The following is a 13,191-nucleotide window of genomic DNA, read 5'->3' as shown; positions in this document are numbered from 1 at the left end:
GTTGAGCACCCCAGCCGTCACACCCGAGACCGAAAGCGACGCGGACCGCCGCGCCGCCTACCGGCGCGCGCTCGGGACATTCCCGACCGGCGTGACGATCGTCACCGGGCGCGACAGCCAGGGCCAGCCGCGGGGCTTCACCGCCAACAGCTTCACCTCGGTCTCGCTCGACCCGCCGATCGTGCTGTTCTGCGTCAAGACAAACAGCGCCTCGGGCCATGCGTTCAGCCGGATGCAGCGGTTCACCGTCAACATCCTGACCGACGTGCAGCGGGACATGGCGATGCTCTTTGCCTCGCGGCAGGTGGACAAGTTCCGGGGCATCGACTGGGAACGCGGTGCGGGGGCGACACCCAAGCTGACCGATCCGCTGGCATGGTTCGAATGCAGCACCATGCGCGTCGACGAGGTCGGCGACCACTTCGTCATCTACGGCGAGGTCGAACTGTTCGGGAGCCGCGAGGACGCGGCGCTCGGGTTTCACAGGGGCGGATGGGCCGCCGTCCGCACGATATGAATTCGCGACAGCGATAGGAGGAGAGCAAATGGATTTCGGCATGTTCAGCCTGATGCAGCGGAGGGATCCGAAAAAGCCCTCGGCGCAGAGCATCAACGAGGTGATCGAGCAGACGCAGCTGGCCGAGAAGATGGGGTTCACCGCGTCGTGGTTCGCGGAGCACCATTTCTCCAACTACGCGCTCTGCCCCTCGCCGCTGCTGCTCTGCGCCGCCGTGGCGCGGGCGACGACGACGATCCGCGTGGCGACCGGCGTGGTCCTGCTGCCGCTCTACCGCCCTGCCCGGCTGGTGAGCGAGATCGCCTTCGTCGATGCGATCAGCGGCGGGCGGCTGGTGCTCGGGGTCGGCTCCGGCTACCAGCCCTACGAGTTCGAGCGGTTCGGCGAGGACCTGAAGGAATCCAAGGCCAAGACGCTGGAATTCCTCGACATCATCGAAAAGGGGCTGAGCGAGGACTTCTTCAGCCACGATGGCGATTATTACCACCTGCCCGAGACGCATATCTCGACCCGCCCGACGGGCGCGATGGAGATCTGGATGGCGGGCGACAATCCCATCCTGCACGGTGTCGCGGCCAAGAAGGGTTATGGCGCACTGATCGGCGGCAAGACCGGCGGGCTTGAGACGGTGCTGCAGCAGCGCCAGTGGTGCATGGAGAACTTCGCGGCCGAAGGCGTGTCCGAGGACAAGGTGCCCTTCGCCGTTCAGCGCCACATGTGCATCACCAACGACCCCAAGGTGGCCGAGCGTTACGCCGAGAACGTGCTTTACCAGACGCGGCTGACGACCTCGCTGCGGCGGCGGTCGGAGTCGATGGAGGGCACGATGCTGATGGACCGTCCGTTCCCCGACGAACCCAGCATCGAGGCGATCCAGAAGAACCTGATGATCGGCGCGCCCGAACGCGTGGCCGAGATGCTGGCCGCCGAGATCAAGGCGCTGACACCCAAGCATATGTGCTTCCACTTCCAGGTGGGTGACTTCCCCCATGCGGATGCCCTGCGCTCGATCGAGCTCTTCGCGACCGAGGTGGTGCCGCGGGTCGAGGCCGAGGTCGGGCCGCTGGCGGACATCGGCGTGACGATGCCGCGCGTCGAACGCGCGCGCCGCCAGCTCGCCGGTCAGGCCGCCTGAGCTACGCCGCCCCCGTGCGGCCGAGGATGGGCCAGTGGCCCGTCCATTCGCCCCCGCGCATCAGGTGGTAGCGGGGGTAGAGGTTCACCGTCGGATCGCAGTGCGACGGCACGAAGTCGAGGATCTGCCCCAGCCGGACCGGCGCCCCCGGCGGCAGCATCAGCGCGCCGTGCTCGTCGCCCTTGTAGCGGTAGGTCGTGTCCGACGGGTTCAGCCCCTCGGGTCCCGAGGCGAGGCGCGGCAGGCCGCTGTCGGTGGCAAAGGCCTTGAGCCCCGCGTTCACGATCACCTGCGGCAGGTCGTTGCCGAGTGCATTGGCGCTGACCACGGCGGCCCGGACGAACAGCGAGTGCCGGTAGGGGTTCGTACCATCGGCCTCGAGCGCCAACGGGCCATAGAGGCTGTCGAGAAAGATGAAGGATCCGATCTGCAGCTCGGTAAAGATGCCGAGATCGCGGTCGATCGAGAAGGTCCCGGTCCCGCCGCCGGTGACGATCGCGGGTTCCAGCCCCTCGGCCCGCAGATCGGCGATGATGCCGCGCAGCACATCGGCCTGCGCCTCGACCCTGGCGCGCCGCTCGGCGATGTCCGCGACCTGTTGCAGATGCCCCCAGTAGGCGTGAATGCCCGCGAATGTCAGCCCCGGTGCGGCGGCGATGGCATGGGCCAGCGTCACTGCGGCTTCGGCGGTCAGCACACCGGTCCGCGCCTGCCCCATGTCGCACTCCACCAGCACGCGCAGCCGCATCCCGGCCCGGTCGGCCGCGGCGGACAGGGGCGCGACGGTGTCAGGGTGATCCGCAACGACCATCAGGTCCGCGCCTTCGGCCAGCATCAGTGCGATCCGGGCGATCTGTCCCTTCGTTGCGACGGGCGCCGTCAGCAGCACGCCCTCCACATCCGCCGCGACCATGGCCTCGGCCTCGGCCAGCGTGGCGACGCAGGTGCCGACAGCCCCGGCGGCGATCAGGCGGCGGGCGATGTCGGGGGACTTGTGCGATTTGCCATGCGGGCGCAGCGACACGCCCGCCGCGCGGGCGAGACCGAAGGCCGTTTCGACATTCGCCTCGAAGGCGTCAAGGTCGAGGACCAGCGCCGGGGTTTCCACTTCGATCATGCACCACCTCCCGTCCGTTCGGCGGCAGCATGCCCGGCGCGGCCCGTTCACGCAAATCCTTCCGGATGGAGATACCCGTCCCTCAGCGCGGGTTCAGGCGCGAGATGTCGAATTCCGCCGGGTTCAGCCGGGCCAGCGAATTCGCGTAGCCCTGCAGATGCTTGCGCGCCCGCCGCTCGGCGCGGACCTTGTCGCGCGCGACGATGGCGTCGAGGATCTTGCCATGCGCCTCGGCCATGTGGCGGGCATGTTCGCCCGAGCCGTGACTTTCCATCAGCTTGGCCTGGTGATGCGTCTCGGTCAGCCCGGTCGCGATGGCAACCAGCAGGTCGTTATGACTGGCGCGGAACATGGCGACATGCCAGTCGAGGTTCAGCCGCACCAGAGCGCCACGGTCGGTGAGTCCGATCTCGGCGATCCGCGCGTTGATCTCGCGCATACGGGCGATGTCCTCGTCCGTCCGATGCTCGCAGGCCATCACGGCCAGCGCCGGTTCGATGACCAGCCGCGCCTCCAGCAGGTCGCTGTTCGACACGCTGTCGCCGCCGATGAAGAATTCGAGCTGCCGGGTGACCGTCCGGTCCGACGCGCTTTGCACGACGCTGACACCCTTGCGACCGGGCGACTTGGGGGCCAGCAGACCCTCGGATTCGAGGATGCGGATCGCCTCGCGCACCGACCCGCGTCCGATGCCCGCCAGATCGACCAGTTCACGCTCCGCCGGCAGCGGATCGCCGACCCTGAGCGCACCGCCAAGGATCATCTGCCGCAATTCGCGTGCCAGAACCTCGTACCGACGGCTGCCGGCACCCGGCTCCGCCGCTGTCAGCCTGTCGCGCAGCTGATCTTTCAGTTCGTCCCGCATCTTGTCCATGTCCTCTGGCCGGACACCGTTCTGCATATCCGTTCCGGCAAAGCAACTGTGACGTTTCAGCGCTTTACCACAAGATTGACTACGAGCTTATTAATGGTCATACCATTATTTGCATCGCGCGTCACGACCCCCGCGCCCGCCTGCACATCCGTGTCGCGACAGGGATGGAATATCGCTGCAATGGACATGCTTGTGTCGAATGCGGGCGGAGGCTGGTCGTGACCGGGCGCCGGATGTTCTCTGACCGCATCCGACCCCGTCCCGTCAGGTGTCCGCCGGGCCTGACGCCGCCGCGCGCGCGACCGGGGAGGAACCGAATACAGGGAGGATCAAGGTGGATCAGCGAGTGGAACAGGGCGACCGGAGCTTCGGCGCCTGGCAGATGCCGGACGAATACCGCGAGATGCGCGATGTCGTGCGGCGCTTCGTGCAGACCGAGGTCAAGGCGGTCGAGGATACCCTCCCCCATGACGCGACCTACTGCCCCGAGGACAAGCTCAAGCCCCTGCAGGACAAGGCCAAGGCCATGGGTCTGTGGTGCGTGCGCACGCCCGAGGAATTCGGCGGCGCGGGGCTGAACCTGTTCGGTCAGGCGATCTGGGCCGAGGAGGCCAAGCAGGTCCGCATGGGGCTCTACAACGCTGCAATGGGTGCCTTCGGGATCGACCCGCCCAACGTGATCTGGGAGGGCAACCGCCAGCAGATCGAGAAATACGGGCTGCCGGGCGTCGAAAAGGGCTCGCGCTGCTTCGTCGCGATCTCGGAAAGCTCGGGCGGGGCCGATCCGGGCCGCGCGATCCAGCTGAAGGCCGAGAAGATCGGCGGCAAGTATATCCTCAACGGGTCCAAGATGTGGATCACCGGCGCGGCCAAGGCTGACTGGGGCATCGTGTATGCCCGGACCGGCGGGCGCGGTCGGTCGGGCATCTCGTCCTTCATCGTGGATCGTGACACCCCCGGCCTGACGGTCAAGGAAATCCCCGTCATCCGCGCCTATTCGCCGTTCGAACTGCACTTCGACAATGTCGAGGTCCCGGCCGAGAACCTGCTGGGCGAGGAAGGCATGGGCTTCGCGCTGGCCGAGAAGTGGCTGGTGGACAACCGGATCCAGTATTCGGCGGGCACGCTGGGTGTGGCTCAGGCCGCGCTCGACATCGCGGTGAAATGGGCGAACGAGCGCGAGACGTTCGGCTCCAGGCTGGCGGACAAGCAGGCGGTCCAGTGGATGCTGGCCGACAGCGACATGGAACTGCGCGCGGCGCGGCTGATCGTCTACGAGGCCGCGTGGCGCGGGGATCTGGGCAAGGACTTCAAGCTGGAAGCCTCCATCGCCAAGGTCACGGCGACCGAGACGGCGGGCCGCGTGGTGGATCGCTGCATGCAGATCCTCGGGGGTCTGGGTGTCTCCAAGGAGCTGCCGCTGGAACGCTGGTATCGCGAATTGCGGATCCACCGCATCGGCGAGGGTCCGTCCGAGGTGCACCGCATGGTCGTTGCCCGCAACGTGCTGAACGGGAGGCGCTGATATGTCGATTGATTACGAACTGACACCCGAAGGCGTCGCCAAGATCACTATCAACCGGCCCGAGTCGATGAACGCGCTCGACCCCGATCACTACAAGGCGCTGTCGCAGGCGTGGATCGAGGTGCGCGACAACAAGGACGTCCGCGTGGCGGTCGTCACCGGCGCGGGCGACAAGAGCTTCTGCGCCGGGGCCGACCTGAAGTCCGGCGTCGTCGTGGGTGCGGAATGGGCCGACAACTGGCTGACCCAGCGGGACCAGATCCTGAACCGGGGGCTGGAGGTCTGGAAGCCGGTGATCGCAGCGGTGAACGGCTACTGCCTCGGCGGCGGAGTGACGCTGCTCTACGCGACCGACATCCGGGTCGCCTCCGAAACGGCGACCTTCGGGCTTTCCGAGGTCAAGCGCGGGATCATCGCGGCGAACGGCGGGACACAGCGGACGCTGAAACAGCTGCCCTACTGCCTCGGTATGGAGCTGCTGCTGACCGGCGACCGGATCGACGCGAAGACGGCGCTGGACTGGGGGCTGATCAACAAGGTCGTGGCCCCGGACCAGCTGATGGACGCGGCGATGGACTATGCCGACCGGATCGCCGCCAACGCGCCGCTGGCTGTGCAGGCGACCAAGGAACTGGCGATCCGTTCGCTGGACATGGACCTGACGACCGGGCTGCGGATGGAGCAGCAGATCAGCCGCGTGATGCGCGAGACGGAGGACGCCAAGGAAGGCCCCAAGGCATTCCGCGAAAAGCGCAAGCCGGAGTTCAAGGGGCGATGAGCCTGCGGAACGCCGGGCGCCGCGGCCCGCGCCCTCCCTCGGGTGGGCGCCTTCGGGACGGCTGTCCGGCGGCGGTTTATCTCAGAAGCCCTGAGCTACGGCTTTGTGTAGAAAGACATCGCCATGGCGCCCTCCCCGGGGGGAGGGAGGGCGCGGGCCGTGGCTGGTCGCCACGTCCCCACGGGGCGGCTGGTGCTGAGTCTGCTTTGGCGACCATCGCTTTCACTACCCTGCCCCAAACCGGGCACCACGGATCGCGCCCTTTCCTGGAAGGGCGCACGCGGAACGGCTGCCCGGCGGCACTTTATCTCCAAAGCCCCGGACGACGGCTTGGTGAAGCACGACTTCGCCAAAGCGCCCTTCCGTGGGAAGGGAAGGGCGCGGGCCGTGGCTGGTCGCCACGCCCCCACCGAGCGTCAACAGACTTACTCAACACAATGGAGCAGCGCGCATGAGCACACTCTCAGGCAAATGCGTCATCGCCGGGATCGGGGCCACGAGCTTCGGCAAGCACCCCGGCCGGTCGTCGCAGTCGCTGAACGTCGAGGCGATCCGCGAAGCGCTTAAGGACGCAGGGATCGAGAAACATCAGGTCGAGGGGCTGTTCGTCAAGCCGCCGACCAGCGACTTCCAGATGCTCTACACGGTCAAGGTCGCCTCCGCCCTCGGCATCCAGCCCAAGATGGGCGGCGCATGGGATCAGGGCGGCGCGGCCAACGCGACGCTGATCTCGGTCGCCTGCATGGCCATCGAGGCGGGCCAGATCGACATCGCGGTCGTCTCCTTCGCCGACAACCCGCGCTCGGGCAACGCGGCGGTCTATTCCCGCCCGCGCGGGGATGACGGTCTTTACGGCTGGTTCGGCACCCTGCCCGGCTACGCGATGATCATGCAGCGCCACATCGGCCAGCACGGCACGCCACCGGAAGCCTTCGGCGCCATCGCCGTAGCCGCCCGCAAGCATGGCGCGATGAACCCCAAGGCGCAGGTGCAGAACCCGCTGACGATGGACGACTACCTTGCGAACGGCCCCATCGTCGCGCCGTTGCGCCGCGACGACTGCACGCTGATCTCGGACGGCGGCGGGGCCGTGGTCATCATGTCGGCGAAGAAGGCCAAGGAGCTGGGCGTCAACGAACCCGTGCCGATCCTCGGCTGGGGCTATGGCCAGACCTTCTACGAGGTCGCCTATCGCGACGACCTGACCACCACCAAGGCCGCCGTGTCCGGCGCAACGGCGATGAAGATGGCGGGGATCACCCCCAAGGACGTGGACTGCGTGCAGATCTACGACTGCTTCACCATCGCCGCGCTGATGACGCTTGAGGACTACGGCTTCTGCAAGAAGGGCCAGGCGGCGGATTTCGTGAAGGACGGCGCACTGCACGTCGATGGCGCCCTGCCCTTCAACACGTCCGGCGGGCTTCTGTCGGAGACGGGGATGCCCGGCATGCAGCTGATCCACGAAGGCGTCCGCCAGATGCGCGGCACCTCGGTCAACCAAGTGAAGGGCGCGGGCAACGTGGTGATTTCCAACCAAGGGGGCGTGATGCAGACCCATTCGACACTGGTGCTGGGCCAATGAACGCGAAAGTCGAACCCGACCGCAACGGGCCCGCAGGCGATTTCTGGGCGGCACTGGACGAGGGCCAGCTCAAGTTCCAGCGTTGCCGCGCCTGCGGCCACGCACAGCTGCCCGCGCGCGAGGAATGCGTGAACTGCCTCGAGGCCGATCTGGAGTGGGAAGCGGCCGGCGGCGAAGCCAAGCTGATCTCGTGGGTGGTCTATCACCGCGCGTTCCACGACGCCTTCAAGGACGACGTGCCCTACAACGTCGCGGTGGTGGAACTGGCCGAGGGGCCGCGGCTGATGTCGAACATCCTCGCCGAGACCTCGGCGCTGAAAATCGACATGCCGCTGACGCTGGATTACGGCGAGAAGTTCGGCCAGACGATCCCGCAGTTCCGCCCCGCATGACGACCCTCGCCGTGCCGCAGATGCCCCGCTTCGCGGCGGACCTCGACGCGTCCGCCGAGCGGCTGGACGCACAGGGGATCGCCATCCGCCGATGGGGCACGGGCCGCCCGCTGGTACTGTTTCACGGCAACCACGGGTCATGGCTGCACTGGGCGCGCTGCGTGCCGCTGCTGTCGGCGGAACGCAGCCTCTACCTGATCGACCTGCCCGGCTTCGGCGAAAGCGCGAATGTCGAGTTCACCGACTTCACCGCCTATTCCGAGGCGCTGATCCCCGCGCTCTCATCCGTCCTGCCGGACGGCCGCGTCACCATCGGCGGCTTCTCCCTCGGGTCGATCGTCGCGCTGCACCTCTATCCCGCGCTGCGCGAGCGTGTGGACCGCGTGATCCAGGTCGGCGCGCCGTCCCTGACCGACGGGCTGAACCGGTCGGACCGAGAGATGATCCGCTGGAAGGACCTGCCCGAATCCGAGCGTCCCGCCGCCCACGCCCACAACCTGCGCCAGCTGATGCTGCCGCCCGACGCCGTCGCGGATGATGACAGCATCGGCATTCAGGCGGTGGTGACGGCGCAGGCGCGGCTGCGGATGAACCGCACAAGTCCCGGCAACCGCGCGCATCGCATCATCCGCGAAACGAAGCCCGTCATCACCGCGATCTGGGGCGAAGGCGACGTGATCGTGAAGGGCCTCTTCCCCTCGGCCGAGGCGCGGCTGAGCGGGCTGGAGAACGGGTCGACCATGCATGTCATCCCCGGCGCGGCGCATTGGGTGCAGCATGAAAAGCCGGACGAGGTCGCCCGGCTGATCCTGTCCGACAGCCGAGCCTAGACTCTATTTCCCGGTGAACACCGGCTTGCGCTTCTCCATGAAGGCGCGGCGCCCCTCGGCGTAGTCGGCGCTGTCCATCGCGTCGCGGCCGAGCTGGGCCAGCATCTCCAGATCGCGGTCGACTTCGTGCTTGGCCAGTTCGCGGATCGTCTTCTTGGTCCCGCCGACCGACAGCGGCGCGTTCCCGGCGATCGCCTTGGCATAGCGCAGGACGGTGGCGTCGAGATCCTCGACCGTCGTCACCTCCTCGATCAGCCCCATGCGCAGCGCCTCGTCCGCCGGAAAGCGGAAGCCGGTGAAAAGGATCTTCTTGGCGTTGCCGGGACCGACGAGTTTTTCCAGCCCCTTGATCCCGTCATAGGGATAGACGATCGACAGCTTCGCCGCCGGAATGCCGAACTGGCTGTCGTCCGACGCGATGCGGATGTCGGCCTGCAGCGCCAGCCCCAGACCGCCGCCGAGGCAGAAGCCCCGGATCCGCGCGATCACCGGCTTTTCCGCGATGGAGAGCTGATGCCGCGCCTTGCCGGCGATGCGGTTGTATTCCGCCGAAGCCTCGGCGCTGTTGCGGACCTTTTCGAACTGAGAGATGTCCGCGCCCGAGACGAAGGCCTTGTCGCCCGCGCCCTGCAGCACGATCACCCGCACCTCGGGGTCGGTGGCCCACTGTTCCAGCACATCCCCCGCCGCCGACCACATCTCGAGGCTCATGGCATTGCGCTTTTCCGGCTGGTTGAAGGTCAGCCAGCCGATGCCCTCGCCCTTTTCGGCGATGATCTTGGGGGTGCTCGTTTCGATCTTCTGCATCGCGTCCTCCTCAGACGACAGTCCTGTCCTTCAGCGCCGCGATGGCCGCGGCGTCGTAGCCGAGGCCGCTCAGCACCTCGTCGGTATGTTCGCCGCGGTCCGGCGCGGGGCGGCGGATTTCGCGGTCCTGCCCGGTCATCTGGAGCGGGGAGGCGACGATGTTGATCTGTCCCATCTCGCCGTGCTGCACCGGTTTCTGCATGCCGAGGTGTTTCACCTGCGGATCGGCAAACGTCTGGTCGATGGAGTTGATCGGCCCGCAGGGCACGCCCGCCTCCATCAGCAAGTCGATCCAGTGTTGTGAAGGTTTGGTCGCCGTCACCTCGCCGATCAGGGCGTTCAGTTCCACGCGGTTGTCCGACCGGCCGTTGCCTTCGACGAAGCGCGGGTCGTCGATCAGGTGCCCGATGCCGATGGCCTCGGCAAAACGGGTCCACAGGCGCTGGCCGGATGCGGCGATGTTGATGTGCCCGTCCGAGGTCGGGAAGACACCGGTCGGGATACCCGTCGGGTGGTCGTTGCCCGCCTGTTCGGCCACCTCGCCCGCCATCGTCCAGCGCGAGCCCTGGAAATCGAGCATGGCGATCATCGCCTCCAGCAGCGAGGTCGTGACCCATTTGCCTTCGCCCGTCTTCTCGCGGTCGAAGAGCGCCATCATGATCCCCATGGCAAGGTAGCCCCCGGCGCAGAGGTCACTGATCGGCACGCCGACACGCACGGGCCCCTGCCCCGGCAGGCCGGTGATCGACATAAGCCCGCCCATGCCCTGCGCGATCTGGTCGACACCCGCGCGCGCGGCGTAGGGGCCGTCCTGACCGAAGCCCGAGATCGAGCCGTAGACGATGCGCGGATTGATCTTGCGGATCGCGTCGTAGTCGATCCCGAGCCGCGTCTTCACGGTCGAGCGCATGTTCTCGACGATCACGTCCGCCTCGGCGGCGAGCTTCATGAAGATCGCGTGCCCCTCGGGGTCCTTGAGGTTCAGGGTCATCGCCCGCTTGTTGCGGTGCAGGTTCTGGAAATCCGGCCCGTGCCGCGACCCGCCGACCGCGTCGTTACCGGCATCGGCAGCGGGCGGTTCGATGCGGATCACGTTCGCGCCCCAGTCCGCCAGGTGGCGGACACAGGTCGGACCGGCGCGGGCCAGTGTCAGGTCCAGAACCTTCACCCGCGAAAGCGGTTTGTCCGCCGGGGTTGCCGCGTCGTCCCATGCACCTGCCATGTCCTGTCCTTTCTGATGCCGTTCCGGTCTAACCTGCCACGAAGCCGCGACGGACCTGAATCCCCCCGCGTTCACATTCGTGCAGTTGCCCGATCGGGAACCGCACGGTGCCGCGATATTGCTCACCGAACCGGCCGGCGCGTCGGATGCAACGGCGCTCAGTTCGGCGTCAGCACACGCAGCGGGGCGCCGTCCAGCCAGGCCGCGATGTCCTCGACCGCCTCGCCGTAGTAGACACCGTAGTTCTCGGCAGTGACATAGCCGATGTGCGGGGTGGCCAGCACGTTGTCGAGCCGCCGGAAGGGGTGATCGTCCGGCAGCGGCTCCGTCCCGAAGACGTCGATCACGGCGCCCCGGATGCGCCGTGCCTCCAGCGCCGCGACCAGTGCGTCCTCGTCCACGATCGGGCCGCGCGCGGTGTTGACGAGGATCGCATCGGGCTTCATCCGGGCCAGCATGTCCGCCGTGACCATGCCTTCGGTCTGCGCGTTCTGGACAAGCTGGATCATGACGATGTCGCTCGTCTCGAACAGCGCCTCGGGGCTCAGCCCCTCGATCCCCAGTTTCGCGGCCTTGCCCGCCAGATCGGTGCGGGTCCAGCCCGCCACCTGCATCCCGAAGGCCTGACCGTAGCGCACCATGCGCGTCCCGATCTTGCCCAGCCCGAGCACCCCGAGCCTGCGCCCCTCGAGCTGCCGCCCGAGTGCGACCTGCCAGGGCCCCGCGGCGCGGAAGTTGTTGACCTCCTGCGGGATCTGACGCTCGAAGGCCATCATCGCGGCCCAGGCCAGTTCGGCGGCGGCCGACCCGAAGGCGCCCGTGCCGCAGACCGTGACTCCGCGCGCATTGGCCGCCGCGATGTCGATGCTGCGGTTCCGCATGCCGGTCGTCACCAGCAGCTTCAGGCGCGGCAGGCGGTCGAACAACTCGGCGGTGAAAGGGGTGCGTTCGCGCATGGCGAGGATGATCTCGGCATCCGCCAGCCGTTCGGCCAGCGCGTCGATGTCATCAAGGTGATCGGAATGGCAGCGCAGGGTGATCCGGCCTTCCAGCGCCGACCAGTCGGCACTGACGCGCGCGGCGTCCTGATAGTCGTCGAGAACGGCGCAGACGGGTAGATCGGGCATCGGAAGGCTCCTGTCAAAGTTGGCGCACTGTGACCGGGCGACCGACCGCACTCAAGCGGGGCGGAGCGATTTGCTGCGTCCATGTCGGGGAAAAGTGCCGCGCGGGCGGCGGCAGGGGGCCGGCCGTCAGGGCCGGCCCCGGTCTCGTGACCTCAGAGGCCGTAGTCGTCCGGAAGCTTGTCGAAGATCTCTTCGTTCATCTTCGCGATCATCGCCTCGCGCTCGCCGCCGGTTTCCTCGACGATCTTGCCCCACTTGGCGATCAGTTCGTTCAGCTTGGCGACCTTCGCCTCGGCATCGGGAATGCCATAAGCCGTCTTGGCGTTCTCGATGATGACGGATTCGTCCATCTTGACGAACTCGGCCTTGGCCGCCTTCATCTCGTCAGACGCCTCGATCCGCTCGACGCCGTGGCTTTCAAGCTCGGCCAGAACTTCCTCGTCGGTCTTGGTGTAGAGGATGGTCGTGTCCACATCGAGACGCGCCATGTCGCCGATGATCAGCTTGCGCTGTTCGGGGGTCAGGTCGGCCCACCAGTCGCGGTTGATCGTCGTTTCCGACAGCGAGTGGTAAGTGCCGAGGTTCAGCATGGTGATGTATTTCGCCACGTCCCACAGCTGATAGGACCGGAACGCGCCCGGCGCCTGGATCGCGATGTCGAGCGCGCCCTTGTCGAGGCCCTCGAACATCTCGGACGACGGCACGTTCACTTCGATGCCACCCACGGACTGGGCCCAGCGGGACCACAGGCTGCCCGGCACGCGCATCTTCTTGCCCTTCAGGTCCGCGGTCGAGCGGATCGGCTGGGACGAGATGATCGAATAGGGCGCGGTCGAATAAGTGCCGAGGTAGAGGACGTTCTGCGCCTCGTATTCGGCCAGGCATTCCGGGCAGTGCAGCAGGTTGTATTCCGTCGCCACCGCCATCGCCGTCAGGTTGTCCGGGGTGGACAGGCCCATGTCGGCCACCAGCTGCGCGTTCGGGAACTCGGCCGGGAAGTAGGTCATGGCCAGACCGGTGATGTGCGCGATGCCGTCACCGACGCCCGGCAGCGAGGGCTTGGCGCCCAGCAGTGCGCCGCCTTCGAAATACTGCACCTCGAAGCCGTTCTCGGACAGCAGTTTGCGGAAATCGGTGTAGCCGCCCACGTTGACCGGGTGCTTGGGCCCGGTCCACAGGCTGATCGTGACGTCGGTCGCCTGCGCCACCGTGCCGGCGGTGCAGAGCGCGATGGCCGCTGCGATCGTTCTGAATTTCATTGGTAGTCCTCCCTTGGGTTTCT

13 protein-coding genes are annotated in these 13,191 nt (G+C 67.0%); 7 read left to right on the top strand and 6 right to left on the bottom strand.

Translation table 11 applies throughout. From position 1 onward, the window contains the following. Position 1: 1 nt before the first annotated feature. Both ATO6_RS13315 and ATO6_RS13310 read left to right on the top strand, forming a co-directional pair. On the top strand, positions 2–517 hold the full coding sequence (locus tag ATO6_RS13315; protein ID WP_176440925.1) for a flavin reductase family protein: 516 nt from the start codon (positions 2–4) through the stop codon (positions 515–517). 28 nt (positions 518–545) lie between these two features. Then, on the top strand, positions 546–1,652 hold the full coding sequence (locus ATO6_RS13310) for an LLM class flavin-dependent oxidoreductase (protein WP_088624494.1): 1,107 nt from the start codon (positions 546–548) through the stop codon (positions 1,650–1,652). A gap of 1 nt (position 1,653) precedes the next feature. Here ATO6_RS13310 and ATO6_RS13305 read toward each other — a convergent pair whose 3' ends face one another. Further along, complete coding sequence (locus ATO6_RS13305) at positions 1,654–2,769, bottom strand: DSD1 family PLP-dependent enzyme (protein WP_088624493.1); 1,116 nt, start codon at positions 2,767–2,769, stop codon at positions 1,654–1,656. Positions 2,770–2,851: 82 nt separating this feature from the next. After that, positions 2,852–3,670 carry a FadR/GntR family transcriptional regulator gene (locus tag ATO6_RS13300; RefSeq protein WP_088624492.1) on the bottom strand — a complete coding sequence of 273 codons (819 nt, stop codon included), beginning with the start codon at positions 3,668–3,670 and terminating at the stop codon, positions 2,852–2,854. Between the two features lie 307 nt (positions 3,671–3,977). Between ATO6_RS13300 and ATO6_RS13295 the strand changes: the two genes are divergently transcribed. The 5 genes from ATO6_RS13295 (at position 3,978) to ATO6_RS13275 (ending at position 8,753) form a co-directional block, all read left to right on the top strand. Next, entirely contained in the window at positions 3,978–5,168 is a 1,191-nt protein-coding gene (locus ATO6_RS13295) for an acyl-CoA dehydrogenase family protein (protein WP_254919149.1), read from the top strand. Between the two features lies 1 nt (position 5,169). Continuing rightward, positions 5,170–5,946: an enoyl-CoA hydratase/isomerase family protein gene (locus ATO6_RS13290; protein WP_088624491.1), complete on the top strand. Its 777-nt coding sequence runs from the start codon at positions 5,170–5,172 to the stop codon at positions 5,944–5,946. Positions 5,947–6,397: 451 nt separating this feature from the next. Further along, on the top strand, positions 6,398–7,531 hold the full coding sequence (locus ATO6_RS13285) for a thiolase family protein (RefSeq protein WP_088624490.1): 1,134 nt from the start codon (positions 6,398–6,400) through the stop codon (positions 7,529–7,531). Next, the gene (locus ATO6_RS13280; RefSeq protein WP_088624489.1) at positions 7,528–7,923 is read left to right on the top strand and encodes a Zn-ribbon domain-containing OB-fold protein; all 396 of its coding nucleotides are present in this window, start codon (positions 7,528–7,530) and stop codon (positions 7,921–7,923) included. Before ATO6_RS13285 ends, ATO6_RS13280 begins: the two co-directional genes overlap by 4 nt. Beyond that, on the top strand, positions 7,920–8,753 hold the full coding sequence (locus tag ATO6_RS13275; protein WP_088624488.1) for an alpha/beta fold hydrolase: 834 nt from the start codon (positions 7,920–7,922) through the stop codon (positions 8,751–8,753). Before ATO6_RS13280 ends, ATO6_RS13275 begins: the two co-directional genes overlap by 4 nt. Before the next feature lie 3 nt (positions 8,754–8,756). On the opposite strand, the gene ATO6_RS13270 is transcribed toward ATO6_RS13275, so the two are convergent. The 4 genes from ATO6_RS13270 to ATO6_RS13255 all read right to left on the bottom strand — a co-directional run bounded on the left by ATO6_RS13270 (position 8,757) and on the right by ATO6_RS13255 (position 13,168). Further along, positions 8,757–9,560, bottom strand: a complete 804-nt coding sequence (locus ATO6_RS13270) for an enoyl-CoA hydratase (protein WP_088624487.1) — start codon at positions 9,558–9,560, stop codon at positions 8,757–8,759. A 10-nt stretch (positions 9,561–9,570) separates the two neighbouring features. Then, complete coding sequence (locus ATO6_RS13265; RefSeq protein ID WP_088624486.1) at positions 9,571–10,782, bottom strand: CaiB/BaiF CoA-transferase family protein; 1,212 nt, start codon at positions 10,780–10,782, stop codon at positions 9,571–9,573. A 158-nt stretch (positions 10,783–10,940) separates the two neighbouring features. Continuing rightward, complete coding sequence (locus ATO6_RS13260) at positions 10,941–11,909, bottom strand: D-2-hydroxyacid dehydrogenase family protein (RefSeq protein ID WP_088624485.1); 969 nt, start codon at positions 11,907–11,909, stop codon at positions 10,941–10,943. A 152-nt stretch (positions 11,910–12,061) separates the two neighbouring features. Then, positions 12,062–13,168, bottom strand: coding sequence for a C4-dicarboxylate TRAP transporter substrate-binding protein (locus ATO6_RS13255; protein ID WP_088624484.1), 1,107 nt, complete (start codon positions 13,166–13,168; stop codon positions 12,062–12,064). Positions 13,169–13,191: the final 23 nt, after the last annotated feature.

It is taken from the genome of Oceanicola sp. 22II-s10i (assembly GCF_002210105.1).
Classification (GTDB): Bacteria; Pseudomonadota; Alphaproteobacteria; order Rhodobacterales; family Rhodobacteraceae; genus Pseudooceanicola.
Note: the sequence above shows the minus strand (reverse complement) of the source record. Positions and strands in the feature narration are given on the sequence as shown.